This is a genomic window from Changchengzhania lutea, from assembly GCF_006974145.1.
Taxonomy (GTDB): Bacteria; Bacteroidota; Bacteroidia; order Flavobacteriales; family Flavobacteriaceae; genus Changchengzhania; species Changchengzhania lutea.
Genome location: NZ_CP039456.1, coordinates 849204 through 865572, shown reverse-complemented (window position 1 = coordinate 865572; position 16369 = coordinate 849204). Strand labels below are relative to the sequence as shown.

Genomic DNA, 16369 nt, shown 5'->3' with positions numbered 1-16369 from the left:
TATGGGTTAAAAAATCACATAAGTATGCAACGCCTTATTACTAAGGCGTTGCATACTATGCTTAGTTTTAGTGAAAAACATTGTTATTAATTATTAATGCTTGCATCGAAATTTGGATTTGCATCAATCTCTTTTTCTGGAATCTTTAAGAAAAATAGTTCACTATCCGCAGGAACATTTATAACAACTCTATGCTCAGGATCTCTATTAATAGGTAAACTGTATCTTTTAGCATCAAACCATTCAACTCCAATTTCAGCATAAAGTTCTTTACGTCTTTCTAGTAATATTTCATCAAGAAGTGGTTGACCAGAACTAGTTGTTCTTATTGCACTCGGATCTCTATTACTTTGAAGCGTAAATAAAAGATCTATTGCAGATCCCATAGCTCCAGAGTGGTATTGTGCTTCGGCATCAAGAAGTACCATTTCAGATTTTCTCATTATTGGTAAATCAGCTTCAAATGTAAAGTCAAATTTGGTAGTGACAAACTCTCTGTAAGGAGTAGTTTCGGAAACACCATAGATATCAAAAAACAGATTTCTTACATCTGTATCAGAGAACAAATTCACGAAGTTTCTATTTACATATGTCGCTTGATACGACAATACTAAATGATCAATCATAACATGCGGTGCTGCGTAGAAAAAATTTGTTTCGTTAGAATCTTGATACATTCCCCAGAGCCAGTCTTGATCAGACAAATCATCAAAACCAGATCCCCAATTACTTGAAACAACGGCAGAGGCAGCATCACCACCATAAGCAGCTTTTGCAGCAGCGGCTAAACCACTCCAATCATCTTGGGTAACAGATAAGACTCTCGCTAGAATACCATTAGCTACAGCCTTATTAATATAGCTTTTACCTAAACGATTATTTGATATGTTTGGAATAGCTTCTTTTAAATCTTTTAAAATTAATGCATAAACTTCGCTAGTAGGACTTGGTGGATTACCTTCCGAAGCACCAGTAGCTGGTTCAGTATAAATTGGTAATCGAGCAATTGACGGATTTGTGTTTAAATTAGGTGCAAACTCTAAAGCTAACTGAAAATAATGAAACGCTCTCAATACTTTACCAATAGCAATAAATTCTTTTTTTGATGCATCATCTAATCCACTTTGTGCTACACCTTGAATAAGTACATTTGCCTGATTTACTTGGTCATAATTGTAGTCCCAGTTAAAAATGGTACGTCTAAAGTTAGGCTCTCTATTTTCATGCCCATAATCAAAACGATACCAACTTGGTGCTTGAATAAGATCATTTCCTTTTATACTTCTTGCAAAATATAAGGCATATAAACCACCTGTATCCACAGTAGAATACTGGCTTCTAAAGTTTCTAAGAATACCTGTTATATAGGATTCTACAATTGATCTATCCGAAAATACAACATCTGCAGTTACACCATTTGTGTTTTTAGGTTCCTGAAGGAACTCTTCTGAACAACTATTTAAAAGCATAAGTGCTGCAAATAGAAGTAAAATCTTGTTTTTAATTAAGTTATTTTTCATTTTCATTTTTTTTAAAATTGTACGATAGCACCGGTCGTAATGGTCTTAGAAAGTGGTGATCTGTTATTAGTTAAACCATTAAACGCTTGTTCTGGGTCAATACCCTTATGTGATTGCCAAGTGAAAATATTATCAGCTTGTATGAATAAACGGAAACTGGATAATCCAATTCTATCTGTCACAGAACTTGGTAAGTTATATCCAAAAGTTAAACTCTTCAAACGCACATAATCATTATCGAATAAGAATCGAGTTGAACGTGATGCATGGTTATTATTACCAGTAAGTAATAATGGATAATCAGTTATATCTCCAGGTTGTTGCCATCTGTTTTGAGTATCAGCATGATGAGCAACACCAGGATTTGAGAATTGATTGATAAGACCAGAATAATCCGTGTCCAATAAAGTACCACCAAAACTAAAGTTCATAAGGATACTTAAATCAAATTGTTTATATTTGATAAAGTTTGTAAAACCACCAATAATATCTGGCAATGAAGAAGAACCTGTTTCGTAACGGGTAGCTGTGTCGTAATCTTTAGTAGTAACTCTACCTGTAACTTCACCATCTACATCTAAAACATCTTGATACCACATACCAAAACCATCAGCAGGGTCAACACCAGCCCATTCGCGGATGTACCAATCGAAAATAGAATTACCTACTTTCCATAATTTAGACCCATTAACAAATTCATCTTGAGTTAACTCTGTAATTTCATTATTATCTAAAGAGAAATTAATCCCAGTAGTCCAAGTAAAATCGTCTGTACTAACATTTTTTGAATTTAAAGCAACTTCCCATCCGTAGTTTTTAATAGCACCAATATTTGTTGTGATTTCACTAACACCAGTTGATGAAGGAATCGGTTTGTCATATATTAAGTCAACAGATTCTTTAGAGTAGTAATCTACAGTACCAGATATAACACCATTAAACAACTCAAAATCAACACCAATATTTAAAGATTCAGTTCTTTCCCAACTAATATTAGGGTCAGCAACACCTGCAAGTAAAATACCTGTGTTACCTTCGTTGTTCCAGCCTAAGTTAAAAATAGATTGGTATGGGAAATAATCTTGAACAAGAGGGTTTGAGCCAGATAAAAAAATGCGGTTATTCCCCAGTTCTCCATAAGACCCTCTAAACTTTAAATAGTTTAAGGTGTTACTATCAGATAAGAAGGATTCATTTGTAACCACCCAACTGGCACCAACTGAGAAGAAATCACCCCAACGTGTGTCTTCACTAAATCTGGTAGAACCATCACGTCTGTAAGAACCTTCAATAAAATATTTTTGATTAAAATTATAGGCTAACCTACCCAAGTAACTATTAATTCTTTCTGAAACCACATTACCAGTAACTGATTCTGGAGCAGTTGCACCATCTAAAACACTAACATTTGGAAGGAAGCCAGTACCCTGAGCACCTAAATTATCAAACTCAAAAGTGTAGGCTTCTGTAATCAAATCAACAGAAATATTATGACTGCCAAAACCTTTTTGGTAGTTTAAAGATTGAATAGCGTTAACAGTAGTAGTAATATCTCTATCTTGATCTACACGACCACCTACGTTCGAAGCAAAACTCAATAAATCATCATCAAAACTAAAGGAATCAAAAAGATAATTTTCATAACTGAAATTTGTTCTAAACTTCAGTCCCTCTAATAATTGAATTTCGGCAAAAAGATTACCCAAATAACTTGTACGTCTTCTATTTTCTCTACCTAAATAAAGTTCAGCCAAAACATTTTGACCACCTCTAGACGGTCTAACACTATTTACTGATTGTCCAGCATTTGCTCCATTTCCTAAATCATATTGAGGTTGCCCAGCTACATCCAATGAAAGTCTACCGTTTGCATCTCTTGCAAAAATAGGATATGCACTAGAAACACCATATATCCATGAGATTGCTTGTGTTGTACTTCCACTGGTCTGATCTGGATTTCCTGAATTAGATCTTGAAAAACTCGTATTGAAACCAACTTTAAGCCAGTCGTTAACTTGAGACTCTATATTAAGTCTTGCAGCAACTCTTTCAAAATTAGAACGAATTACTGGTCCTTCTTCGTTTAAATAGTCCATGCCCATAAAGTAAGTGGTTTTTTCATCACCACCTGAAAGACTTATGTTATGATTAGTTCTCAAATAGTCTCTTTTTAAGATTTCATCTTCCCAATTCGTGTCCCATAACTTGTTGGCAGTTGTTAAATTACCATTAACATCAACAGGTCTAGCAACATTATAAGGGTTGTAACCAAAATAATCAACAAGTCCTGCAGAAGCATTCTCAGCAGCCTCAGTAGGAGACTGTCCTAGATTATATTGGTTTTCATTTCTCTGTGCTTCCCATGTCAATTTAAATTGATCATCTGTACTTAATAAGTCATGCACTCCAACCGTTGGGTTAGAAAAACCTACTTGAGATCTAACAGTAACTCTTGGAGCAGAATTTCTTTTACCCTTTTTTGTTGTAATAAGAATAACACCATTAGCACCACGAGAACCATAAAGCGATGTAGATGAAGCATCTTTTAATACAGACAAGGATTCAATTTGGTCTTGACTTATAGTGTTCAAGTTTCCATTAAATGGAGCACCATCTAAAACAATTAGTGGAGATGCATCAGCATTTAAACTTGAAAAACCTCTAATTCTTATTGTGGGGTTGTTTCCAGGTTGGCCACCAGCAGTAAGTAAATTGACCCCAGGGACAGCACCTTGAAGAGCTCTTAATGGAGAAGTTACCTGTTGGTTCTCAATAACTTCACTTGTTACTATACCCACAGAACCTACAATAGACTGTTTGGTTTGTGTACCATAAGCTACAACAACAACTTCTTCAAGAGCAGAGGTATCTTCGACCATAACTACATCTATTGTATTTGAATTTCCCACAGCTACTTGTTTATTCGCGTACCCTACAAAACTGAATACTAGGGTTGCCCCTTGACTAGCTTTGATTGAATATTTACCATCGAAATCTGAAGATGTACCAGAGGAAGTACCTTTAATTAAGACAGTCGCTCCAGGAAGGGGTAGACCATAATTGTCTATTACCGTACCAGAAATTGTCTTTTCTTGTGCAAACGTGAGTTGCACAACAAACGCTAGTAATAGCGTTAGAATTCCACTAAACTTTGTTTTCATTTTATAATTATTTGAATTAGTCAATGCCAAAAATCATAATAAAAAGTTAATTAAGCAATAATAAATGGTTAAAATTCAAGAAAAAGATGAATATTTTAATGAATTAATGGAATGTTTGCTCTTTTAGAATAATATATACACACATTATATGACTATAAATAATTATTATTCTAACAAATTTCAAATTGAAAGATAACAATACCATTGATGCTTGTGTGGTCAACGGCGCAAAGAATTGCCACAAAGTTATGTGATGTGTATGACAAATCAAATGGAATACAGTATACTTTACTAGATTGGAGAACGTTTAGTAGAAGATGCTCTTTATTATAAAACTCTATTGGCGAAATTTGGGCAACGGCGCCTTTGTGATTTTTTGAAGTGAGTCTATTCAACTTTTCAACAGGAACGTAAGACTTGTTGATTGATTTTCTATTTAATAAAGATTATAATTCACTAAATAACTCACCTCTTTCTCCTTTTTGTAGAAATAACTTATCTGTAGTTTCTCCACCTGTTTTGTGACCATCCAAATTAATAAGTTGTAACTATCTAACAATGAGTTATGTTACAATTTTCAAATGATTGTTATGGGTGCCTCGCCCGTTCAAATGTGTATATTTATGACATGTTTGTACGTCAGAAAAAGAATAAAAGTGGCTCGTTTAGTATTCAGATTCTTAAAAAAGAGGGGAGAAGAAATAAGATATTGCAAACTGTTGGAGTCGGACGGACATCCCAAGAGGTAGATTTGCTTAAACGGATTGCTAATTTTGAGATAGACAAGCTAAGCCAACAACCTTCATTATTCATTGAATCGGAAGATCTTACAATTGATGCATTTGTTTCCTCTTTATACAATGAAAATATCCAGTTGATAGGACCGGATTTGGTTTTCGGTTCGTTGTTCAACACTGTGGGCTATGAAAGTTCTCTTAAGGATACAGAGTATCTAAAAGCACTTGTCATCAGCCGCCTTGTCATGCCCGGTAGCAAGTTGCGTACTGTAGAGTACCTGCATCGACATGCAAAGGTTGATGTGGGAGTGCATGCAATTTATAGGTACATGGACAAGCTTACTGAACCTGTCATCAATATAATACAGGGCATCACATTTAACTACACCAAGAAAATATTGAACAATCAGATCGGTCTAGTATTCTACGACATGACCACATTGTACTTTGAAACAGACAAAGAAGATCAGTTAAGAAAGATAGGGTATTCCAAAGACGGTAAACACCAGCACCCTCAAATCATGATTGGTCTTTTGGTGAGTACGAACGGTTACCCGATTGCTTATCAAGTTTTTGAAGGTAATACAGCTGAGACTAAAACACTGGTACCTGCCATTGAACAGATATGTAAACGCTACGCGATAGCAAAACCCATAGTCGTTGCAGATGCTGCCTTACTTTCAAAAAAGAACATTGAGAAACTTGAAGAAGAAGGTTTTCGATATATTTTAGGCGGTCGGGTAAAAAGTGAAAAAGAAGATATCAGAAACTTGATATTAGAAGCGAACATCCCAGAAACCAAGCCTCACGATTTTATAACAAGTAAAGGACGCTTAGTAGTCTCATTCAGCACCAAACGGCAGCGAAAAGATGAGTTTAATAGGAAACGAGGTCTAACAAAACTGAAGAAGAAGGTAGCCACGGGAAAGCTAACAAAGGAAAGTATCAATAACCGGGGCTACAATAAGTATCTCAAACTAGAAGGGGACACAAAGGTTGAAATTGATTATGATAGATATAAAGCGGATAGTAAATGGGATGGGCTGAAAGGATACAACACCAACACGGACTTAGACCCTAAAGAAGTAATAAAGGCTTATGCTAATTTATGGACTGTGGAAAAAGCATTTAGAATATCGAAATCAGACCTACGGGCAAGACCAATATATCACAGAAAAAATGGTCGTATAAAGGCCCACATATGCATATGCTTCATGGCTTACACACTATACAAGGAACTTGAAAGAAGACTATGTCTAAATAAAACAGGCATCTCTATCGAAAAAGCAATTTTAGAAATCAACGATATACAACAATTAACCTATGCACTTCCACGGTCAAAGGAAGTCAAATCTAAACTGCTACAACTATCTGAAAGCAAAACTAAGATTCTTGAAATTATGAAATTTTGATCTTGGGTGCCTCAAGTCACAAAACAGGAAAGATAACAATACCATTGATGCTTGTGTGGTCAACGGCGCAAAGAATTGCCACAAAGTTATGTGATGTGTATGACAAATCAAATGGAATACAGTATACTTTACTAGATTGGAGAACGTTTAGTAGAAGATGCTCTTTATTATAAAACTCTATTGGCGAAATTTGGGCAACGGCGCCTTTGTGATTTTTTGAAGTGAGTCTATTCAACTTTTCAACAGGAACGTAAGACTTGTTGATTGATTTTCTATTTAATAAAGATTATAATTCACTAAATAACTCACCTCTTTCTCCTTTTTGTAGAAATAACTTATCTGTAGTTTCTCCAACATTAATAGCTTCAATAATTGCTCTAATGCCGAATATTTGTGTTTGGTTTTCCATTGGGATAAAGGTATAAAAAAACCACTCTTTTAATAGAGTGGTTTTAGTTTTACATCACGCAAATTTTCTTTTTATATAGAAATTAAATTACGGTAATCGAAGTACAAATCGTTGACCAGGATAATCTCCTCCACAAGCGGCACCAAGAGCAAATGTATTGGTTATATCAATTGTTTTACTATTTAGATCAACTGTACCTGAACCTGTAACGACTCCTGTAGGACAACCATAATCATAGTCTTCATTCGACATTACTGTTACATTACCACAAACATCGTCAATCGTTACAATCAGGTATGCAGTGTCAGTGTTTGTAATCGCAGGGTTGGTATAATTTCTTATCCAAAATTCATTGGCACTTGTTCCTGCTTCAATTTCAACAGAGGCTCCATTAGCATAATCTGCCCAAGCATCAAGTAAGACAGTTGAAGTTCCTATATATGGAGCAGCACTATCATTGGCTGGTTCATTAGTCAGAGTTGCATTTTCAGAAGTCCAAGAATAAGTTTCTCCAGATTTTGTAACTTTGGCTAGAACAACATATTCATCACAAAGGATTCTTGAGTTCATCGCTGCAGGAAATTCAATCGCGGCTCCTTGAACAACTCCTCCTTGATCAAAAGTTACCGTTATATCCATATCAAAATCGGAGTCATCAAGTGCATATACGTCAGCTATAACAAAGTAATCGCCATCAGGCGTATCAGAAGTCATAGTGTAAGTTTCAAAAGAACCTCCATCTGCACTACCAATTACAGTAGTATAAGGGCTAACGGCATCTGTAATTAATAATATTAAATCTGCTAATTCTGTTGGAGAAGCTCCAGAACCATTATCTGCATCCCATTCCATTCCAATATTAAGATCACCAGAAGTAAAATTATCTATAGTAATGCTTAACTCTGGGTACACCGATATAGGGTTTAGAATATAAGCAGTTTCTAAATCTGGCCCAGGTACTACTGTAACATTCAAAATTTCAGTATCTTCTACTTCATCATCATTATAAATTATAATTTGCAAAGTGGTTGTAGTTTCATAGGCCCTAAGCGTACCACTAACAAAATCGAAATCCTCATGTTCTGTAGCCGTAGTACCATCAAGTATTTCAAAAGCCAAGTTTACATTCTTCGTAATTGGTTTATCTAGAGTAACCGTATATGTATAAACTGTTTCGTCTCCCTCATTGGTTGAACCCTCAGAAGTCAAGGTGAATGATGGAATTGAATAACCCTCGGTACTTCCAATTGGCGAACTATCTTGCTTTGCCTCTTGAACATCACATCCAAAAAGAAAAAGCGTTAAGATTGTAGAGCTTAAAATATATTTCATTTTTTTCATTTTTTCTATTTTTTAAATTTAAAATTAGTCTACAATTTTCTCCAGAACATGAAAAAATTCTCTAGGACCAGAACCAGGAGTTAAATAGCCATAAGTCATATATAATCTTATCTCATCTCCATCAATCTCTACATAATTTGTACTACTTGCACCACACGGAACATTTGTCATATTACCTGGGTCTGTTGCACACGAAATAAAGGGTTGTCCATTACCCATTTGAGGGTCTCCGGTAGGAGTTGTTGCTGGATACGTAATAGTACCTGATTCATCTATGTTAAAATACCATTCATTACCATTAAAAGCTTCAGGTCCAAAATATTCAAGAACTCTATAGGTATTTCCACAAAGAAATATAATCTCTGTTTCATCTGGCCATGCATCTGGTGTAGACAAGCTACTTTCAACGCCAATTCTAAAATATTTGCCTTCTAAAGCACGATATTTACCTGTAATATTAGAGAAACATAAATATTCTATTGTAATATCAATAGAAGAAGTTTTACCATTAGGAACAATTGATCCATCAGATATTTCAGTAATAACTAAAGTTAGCACTGGATTTGCATCTAATGGAGGATCGATGCCTTCAGTAAGAATTGTTAAAGGTAAATTTGCAATATAATTAGTGTCTTTTGACAACGTTAAAGTACTCGAACTAAGCTCATAATGTGTACCCGCTACTGCCGTAGAAGAAGGGTCTACACTAATCGTTACGTCGAAATCTCCAGTAAACTCAGAAGCTGTTGGACCTGCGAAGGTCACAGTCATTAAAATGTCATTCGTATTCCCATCTGCAGCAACAGATGCGTTAACGCTTGGATTTAGGAAACCAACTAAATTGGGTCCAAGACCGTATTCGATGTCTACTGTGTCACCATCGTCTACCAAACATGAAGTAAACAGTAATGAGACACATAAAATTGATAAATATTTAATATAATTTTTCATATCGTTTTTTTTTAATTAGCCCAAAATGGTTTTGCTGTAAAAGCATCTGGCTGTGTTGGTAAATTATCTGCATTAGACGTTACTTCACTCGATGGATAAAACAGTCTAACTGGTCTATCTGGAGTTGTTGCTTGTAAAGATACAGGAAGATCTGATGGATACCCTGTTCTAGTATAATCAAACCAAGATTGAAGTGCGTTAATACCCATAAGAGCTACCCATTTCTGAATCATAATGGCTTCAATTTTGTTTGAAGAATTATCCCAACCAACTGTTGTAATATCCTGGCCGTAATACCCACTGGCATCACCTGCACCTAGATAGTCAAAAGAGGCTTGAATTCCAGCTTCATACATGGCTTTAGGGTCGCTAGAAATAAATCCTTTAACAGCAGCTTCGGCTCTATTAAAATAAGACTCTGCAGCAGTATAAAGAACCCCATCTTGAGTAGGACCTTTATAAATCCCAGGGCCAACGTTTGACACCAATTCCGGAGTAAGAAATTGCGTACCTCCATAATCTACAAGGCCTTGTGGTACGCCTAAATGGCCAGTAGCTGGTCTTTCGAAAATAAAGTCTAGTCTACCATCATTTGTACTTATTAGCCTATCTAAAGCATAAGGTGTTGCGCAAGTAGCCTTATAAGTAAGCGTTTCAGTACCAGAAACATCTTGACTCATGTCTTCCCATTTTCTATTTTGCTGATTTGCGTTTTGAGCATATCCAATATTTATAGTAACATCAGAATTCATATAACCAGCACCCGAAGCGGCGATTTTAGCAAACTCATCTTGAATATAGGCATCTCTTCCAGCCATGTCTGACTGACGCACTAGTATTCTTAATTTAACAGTATTTGCAAATGTTTTCCACTTGTCCATATCGCCACCAAAAACACCATCATCAATGCCAGGTACAATAGCTCCAACTACAGAATTTGATGTAGCATTAATTAAAGTAATGGCATCAGATAAATCATTCATGATCCCTTCATAAACAGCTTGAGCATCGTCATACGCAGGAGTGGCATTGCCACCTCTTTGTAAAGCTTCCGTATAAGGGACATCTCCATAGCAATCAACTAACTGTTGAAAATGAAGCGCTGCCATTATTTTACCAATAGCTTGATAATAACCATTTTCTGCACCCTCTAAATTAATTAATGCTGCGTATTGCTTAAGTGGACTCCTATACGTATAATCAAAAATACGTGTGTAAAATGTTGAATTAACTAGATATTGAAATTCATCAGGATACCAAGAAAAACCATTAGATTGACTCCAGCTGTACATAAACAGGTTACCTAAATGGTTCATACCTCGAGATCGCTCTTCTATGATGTTACTAAAGTTTAATCCAGTCGGTAAGATAAGGTCAGGGGTAACCGCTATAGGATTATTTGGGTCTTCATTGACATCCAAAAAACTGTCACTACAAGATGCTAGCAGTAATACAACAACTAGAATATTGATTGTTTTTAATATATTTTTCATTTTCATTTTTTTTAAAATTCTATATTAACACTAAATCCAACCGATTTTGTTGGAGGGCCTTGAATAAAACCACCAATTCCAATGGCATTTGCAGGAACCGCATTTCGAGTTCCTGAGGCGGTTGTAGCCCGTGATACCAAATTTTGAAACTCAGGATCAGCGAACTTGCTTTCTGATGGTAACCACGTAAATAAGTTTCTACCTATAAATCCAAATCTTAAAGAATGAACAAGAGAGTTCTCTAAATATTTACTAGGAAGCTCGTAAGTTAAAGATACTTCTCTAATTTTAAATGCCGTGGCATCTTTAATATAATTTTCCTTTATGTTGTTATATACATTTTGCCAGTAAGTCATATCACCACCTGTAATAGGAATAGATGTGTTTTCTACAAAAACACCAGAACCTGCAGCCGTTTCATATACTGTATTCGGTATTACAAAATCTTGTCTGTTTGCTTGTACAGTGTGAGTTCCCCTACCTGTAAATTCCATAGCGTCAGTTCCTTGTTCATAATAAACATGGCCCGTTCTGTAATCCATAGTTGTTGATAAGCGAAACCCTTTATAATTAATAGAAGAGTTTAGACCAATAATATAGTCAGGAGTTACCTGCCCATGACTTTTTACATCACCTTGTATTGGGTTACCATCTACTGGATTAATAACTATTCTTCCTTGGGGATCTCTAACGTATGACGACGCTTTTAATGTTGGGAATGGTTCTCCAACTACCGCGAATATGCCAACCTCGTCAAGAACGTTTGTTGAGTATAATTTAATTTCATCAACACCTTCCTTAATTTTTGTTACTTTTTGCTCATTATGGGTATAATTAATATTCATATCCCAAGAAAAGTCATCAGTTTGTAAAATGGTACCTCCTAATGTTAACTCATATCCAGAACTTTTTAGTTCACCAATATTCGTTAATAACAAATTAGCATTCGAAGCTACAGACGGCGTCGTGCTTGTAATTAAGTCGGTAGATGTTGTCTCAAAATAGGCGCCATCAAAGGTTAAACGATTGTTAAAGAATGCCAAGTTTAAACCAAACTCTGTGGTATTAATTTTTTCTTTTGTAAGTCCAGAATCAACTGCAGTACGAGCCACTTCAAACCCATTAACAGAACCAAATGGAAAACCAGTTCCTTGGAAAAATGTTTCATTGGTTTGATAAGCACCTAAATCGTTGTAAACGGTAGAGTTACTTGCCGTAAGTTTTAAAAATGATAAAGCCCCATCTTTTAAATCTGGGAAAGCATCACTTACTACAAACGAAAGACCTGCGGCAGGATAAAAGTAACTATTATCTGCAGCTGGTAATGTAGATGTGAAATCATATCTACCAGAAAGATTTAAAAACAGGAAATCTCTCCAACCAAAGTTTAAATCGGCAAAGAAACCATAGGTTCTTTTAGAAGTTTCGTTAGCAGTTACAACAGGTTGTCCAGTACCATTAGAAATATCATAAAAATCAGGGATACTCAAGTTATTTACAGCTATAATACTATTTTTTGTGTAGTTTGTTGTATTCGTAGCACCTAAAATAGATTTCAATTGGAAATCTTCACCAAATTCGAAATCAGATGATAATAAGGCATCTGTAGTATACGAAGTAAAACTATTTTCAGTATCTGTTACAAAAGAAGGTACGGTACCTGCTGCAGGTTGCAGACGGTTACTATACTCTTGTCTTGCTCTCCATTCTTTCCCAAATCCGTTGCCAGTATTAATACCTATACGCGTTGTAAAGTTCATCCAATCGAAAATTTCGTAAGATGCCGTAATATTAGCTGTTAGCCTACTTGTCTGATCAATATCTCTGGTAGTTCCCACAACCCAATACGGGTTTTGGTAATAAGCATTAGAATAGTTATCAGCATACCCATAACTATTTGGGTTATCCCAGTCCGAATATTCCGCTACTGGCGTATTATTAGTTTGGTTTAATATAAACCAATATAAAGGTCTGTCTTGGTCACCACCACGATTACCAACAACATTTGTTTCATCTCTTAAATAATTGGAAGCTAAACTTAAAGTTAATTTACCAAGTTTTTTAGAAGCATTGACTTTAAATGTGTTTCTTTTATAAGAGTCATCTGGAATAATACCTTTAGTTTTTTGATCTCCAACAGATACATAGAAAGAAGAATCGTCGCCACCACCACTAAAATACACCGTGTTTTGGAAAGTTGTACCCGTATTATAAAACTTTAATAAGTTGTCTTTTATAGGAGCATAAGGAACAATTTGTGTAGGTAATGGATCATTTGGACCCATAGTAGGACCAATTTGACGTAATTGACCATCAAAACGTGGCCCCCAGTTTAAGTTTTCAATAGGGTCATAAATACCATTCAATCCACTTCCGTATTCAGATTGAAATTCAGGCATCCAGGCAACATTTTCAAAAGTTGCTGCTGTAGATACACCAACTCTAAAACCGTCACCAGCTTTTCCTTGTTTAGTATTAATTATAATTGCACCATTACCGGCTGAAGAACCGTAAAGAGCAGCAGCTGTAGCGCCTTTTAGGACATTCATGCTTTCAATATCATTTGGGTTTAAATCGTCAAACGCCCCTTGAGAAGCAATAGAACCATCAATAACAATTAAGGCACTATTATTTGAAGTGATTGAGCGCATCCCTCTTAAGAGCACTTGAGTAGTTGGGTTTACACCGTTACTTTGAACGTTAATTTGCAGACCTGCAACTTTACCTGCCAGTGCACTGGCCGCTCTAGTAGGGCTTACCTGAACGAGTTCTTGACTGCTTACTTTTTCTGCTTGATAGGTAAGGGTTTTCTTTTGCCTTTTAATACCCAAAGCAGTTACTACAACTTCCTCTAAAGCCTGAGCATCCTCTTGCATAGTAACATTAATTGTGTTTGAGGCACCTACCGCAATTTCTTTTGTAGTATATCCTACAAAACTAAAAACAAGAGTCGCCCCTTGATTAGCTGTAATAGAATATTTACCATCGAAATCTGTTGAGGTTCCAGAACTAGTGCCTTTAATCAAGACGGTAGCTCCCGGAAGCGGTAAACCTGCACCGTCTGAGACTGTACCCGAAATTTGTTTTTCTTGTGCAAACGTTAGTTGCACAACAAACGCTAGTAGTAGCGTTAGAATTCCACTAAACTTTGTTTTCATTTTATAATTATTTGAATTAGTCAATTCAAAAATCATAATAAAAAGTTAATAAAACAATAAATAATGGTTAAAGTTTTCATTTTATTAAGGAATTCAATGGGTAAATGCTAAAAATCAGCTATTAAACTAAGATGTATTTTAGAATTGGAAAGTTTAAACTTCTGGTTTTCAATTTTGCCGTTGGCATAGTTGAACTTTAACAATCCGGATTTTGTAAGGATTCCGAAACCAAAACCATAGCCGAAAAGTTTTTCTTTAATATTAGCGATGGCATTTTCAAAATAAGCAAAATCAATTATAGAGTGAATATAGATGGACGAATTTAATTGGTATCGATATTCCGAGTTTACTAGCCCATACTGCGATGCATATAAACTATTTTCTTCAAAACCTCTTATAGAATTTATGCCTCCAAACCGAATTAACTCATTCTCTAAATAATTCGTAGAATTTAACATCGCTCCATTAATTCTTAGGTATATGCTGTTTTGTTCATTCAAATTAAAAATTTTAAAAGCATCAAGTTCAAGCAGAGTTTGTTTTTCAGATAAACTTGACTGTTTTCGATTTCCGAAGTTGCTTTCTATATATATAGACGATTTTAAAGGAAATAATAGATTGTAGGGGTCAAAATTCAAAAATTGATAGGCAAGCGTGGCATAATTAGATTTGTAATCTAGAATGTTTATGGATGTATTTTCATTTAAAAGATTACTGGATTCAGTAGATGTGATGCCCCCGTATATTTTGTTTTTAGAATTTAATTGGTAATGGAGTTTTGCAGATTGATTTACGGTTGAAAATGAAGAGTCTTTTCTAAAAATGCGTAATTGTAAATCTGCACCAATTGGTGAGTTGAATAAATAAGGTAAACTTAAGGTGCCTTCAAAAGTAGTTTGGTCATTCTCATCACTTTTGTATAAGAGCCTAAAGGTTTCACCAAAATTTAAATTATTGGTTAAATTTAAATTCAAATAGCCATCAAACTCAATTTTATTGGAGTCTTCATTGGTGCCAAATCCTAAAAATCCGTCAAACGAGTTGCTTTTTGCCTTTTCAAGATACATGTAGAGTGTGGTAGAGTCCTTGGTAAAAAGCACTTCCGGACTTTTAATTTGGTTGGCAAATTTTAAATTGCTCAGTCTTTCGGTTTTTTCTTTTATTTTTTTTAAATCAAAAACTTGAGACCGCTTAATTTTTAAAAAGTGTTTTAGGTAAGCCTGAGGGAATTTTTTGTATCCTTTAATTACAATGTTGTCAATCTGCCTTTTATTGCTATCAAATATAATAATAAGGTTGGCTCTCAATTTCATGTCTTCAATTATTTCAATATTTCCTAGACGGAGTTTTGAAAAAGGGAATCCAGTCCCTGAAATTTTTGAATTAATGAATTGCAAGGCTTTTTCGACGGCCTTAAAAGGCAGTTCAAAATAATTGATGTTTACCTCAGTTGAAACTTGATTTAGAATGGAAGCATCTATGATTGAGTTGTCATAATAAATATGAATAGTCTCATATTTTTGTTTTACATCCAATACCGTAAAAAAGGTGGAATCGTTAATTCTTTTGAGTGCCTCAAATTCATTTTCTATAAAGCCTTGCTTATATAATGTGTTCTGAATCGAATCTATCTCCGAGAGCATGGAGTCGTAATTGCTATGCTTGGTTTTATAGTTTAAAGCAGTAATAACAATGCTGTCCGTTTCTATTTTTGGTTCTATTTGAAGTATTAAATTCTGGCACCCACCACTTAATGAAAACAGACCATATATAATAAGGAATAAAAAAGAAGTTTTTTGCACGTTTAAAAGCACTGTTTATGAATTATATTCCAAATGTTTATTTTTACCTGACCGATTACTGCAACTGAACACTGTCTACTCGATATGAGTGTAAATCTAACGGAATTTAACAGCATATAATTATGTGTTATAAAATAATTTTTAATTTCTCTTGAAATCACAACAGAATTTGGTGTTAATATGATTTTATATTTTTAGAAATAGGCTAAAATCTACTTTAAATAGTAAGCCGCATCTAGTATTTCGGCATGCTGCTTATCATAGCATTATGGATGCCTTTAAAAAAAAATGATTATTATATGAAAATTAATGTTTTAGGGTTTGAATAATACATTTTTATTTCTACCTTTGCAGCCCTCTTAGAAGAGGATTTTAAAATTTATAT

At 34.9% G+C, this 16369-nt stretch carries 9 protein-coding genes; 1 reads left to right on the top strand and 8 read right to left on the bottom strand.

Annotated elements, in window-relative coordinates; genetic code table 11:
- Positions 1 to 86: 86 nt before the first annotated feature.
- Together FAF07_RS04080 and FAF07_RS04075 are read right to left on the bottom strand one after the other, a co-directional pair.
- A complete protein-coding gene (locus tag FAF07_RS04080) occupies positions 87 to 1520 on the bottom strand; it encodes a RagB/SusD family nutrient uptake outer membrane protein (RefSeq protein WP_185956514.1) in 1434 nt (477 codons plus the stop codon).
- An 11-nt stretch (positions 1521 to 1531) separates the two neighbouring features.
- The gene (locus FAF07_RS04075; RefSeq protein WP_142783906.1) at positions 1532 to 4681 is read right to left on the bottom strand and encodes a SusC/RagA family TonB-linked outer membrane protein; all 3150 of its coding nucleotides are present in this window, start codon (positions 4679 to 4681) and stop codon (positions 1532 to 1534) included.
- A gap of 565 nt (positions 4682 to 5246) precedes the next feature.
- On the opposite strand from FAF07_RS04075, the gene FAF07_RS04070 reads away from it, so the two are divergent.
- Positions 5247 to 6830 carry an IS1634 family transposase gene (locus FAF07_RS04070; RefSeq protein ID WP_142783905.1) on the top strand — a complete coding sequence of 528 codons (1584 nt, stop codon included), beginning with the start codon at positions 5247 to 5249 and terminating at the stop codon, positions 6828 to 6830.
- A gap of 286 nt (positions 6831 to 7116) precedes the next feature.
- Here the strand turns inward: FAF07_RS04070 and FAF07_RS18960 are convergent, their stop codons facing one another.
- The 6 genes from FAF07_RS18960 to FAF07_RS04045 all read right to left on the bottom strand — a co-directional run bounded on the left by FAF07_RS18960 (position 7117) and on the right by FAF07_RS04045 (position 15984).
- Positions 7117 to 7239 carry a hypothetical protein gene (locus tag FAF07_RS18960; protein WP_262710941.1) on the bottom strand — a complete coding sequence of 41 codons (123 nt, stop codon included), beginning with the start codon at positions 7237 to 7239 and terminating at the stop codon, positions 7117 to 7119.
- An 87-nt stretch (positions 7240 to 7326) separates the two neighbouring features.
- Entirely contained in the window at positions 7327 to 8580 is a 1254-nt protein-coding gene (locus tag FAF07_RS04065; protein WP_142783904.1) for a hypothetical protein, read from the bottom strand.
- 24 nt (positions 8581 to 8604) lie between these two features.
- Positions 8605 to 9471, bottom strand: a complete 867-nt coding sequence (locus FAF07_RS04060; RefSeq protein ID WP_142783903.1) for a hypothetical protein — start codon at positions 9469 to 9471, stop codon at positions 8605 to 8607.
- A gap of 71 nt (positions 9472 to 9542) precedes the next feature.
- Positions 9543 to 11024, bottom strand: a complete 1482-nt coding sequence (locus FAF07_RS04055) for a SusD/RagB family nutrient-binding outer membrane lipoprotein (RefSeq protein ID WP_185956513.1) — start codon at positions 11022 to 11024, stop codon at positions 9543 to 9545.
- A gap of 11 nt (positions 11025 to 11035) precedes the next feature.
- Entirely contained in the window at positions 11036 to 14182 is a 3147-nt protein-coding gene (locus FAF07_RS04050; RefSeq protein ID WP_185956512.1) for a SusC/RagA family TonB-linked outer membrane protein, read from the bottom strand.
- 107 nt (positions 14183 to 14289) lie between these two features.
- A complete protein-coding gene (locus FAF07_RS04045; protein WP_142783900.1) occupies positions 14290 to 15984 on the bottom strand; it encodes a POTRA domain-containing protein in 1695 nt (564 codons plus the stop codon).
- Between the last annotated feature and the right edge of the window lie 385 nt (positions 15985 to 16369).

Coding starts and splice junctions, on each gene's coding strand:
- FAF07_RS04080 (WP_185956514.1), bottom strand. CDS start 1,520: ATGAAAAATAACTTAATTAAAAACAAGATTTTACTTCTATTTGCAGCA.
- FAF07_RS04070 (WP_142783905.1), top strand. CDS start 5,247: ATGTTACAATTTTCAAATGATTGTTATGGGTGCCTCGCCCGTTCAAAT.
- FAF07_RS18960 (WP_262710941.1), bottom strand. CDS start 7,239: ATGGAAAACCAAACACAAATATTCGGCATTAGAGCAATTATTGAAGCT.
- FAF07_RS04065 (WP_142783904.1), bottom strand. CDS start 8,580: ATGAAAAAAATGAAATATATTTTAAGCTCTACAATCTTAACGCTTTTT.
- FAF07_RS04050 (WP_185956512.1), bottom strand. CDS start 14,182: ATGAAAACAAAGTTTAGTGGAATTCTAACGCTACTACTAGCGTTTGTT.
- FAF07_RS04075 (WP_142783906.1), bottom strand. CDS start 4,681: ATGAAAACAAAGTTTAGTGGAATTCTAACGCTATTACTAGCGTTTGTT.
- FAF07_RS04055 (WP_185956513.1), bottom strand. CDS start 11,024: ATGAAAAATATATTAAAAACAATCAATATTCTAGTTGTTGTATTACTG.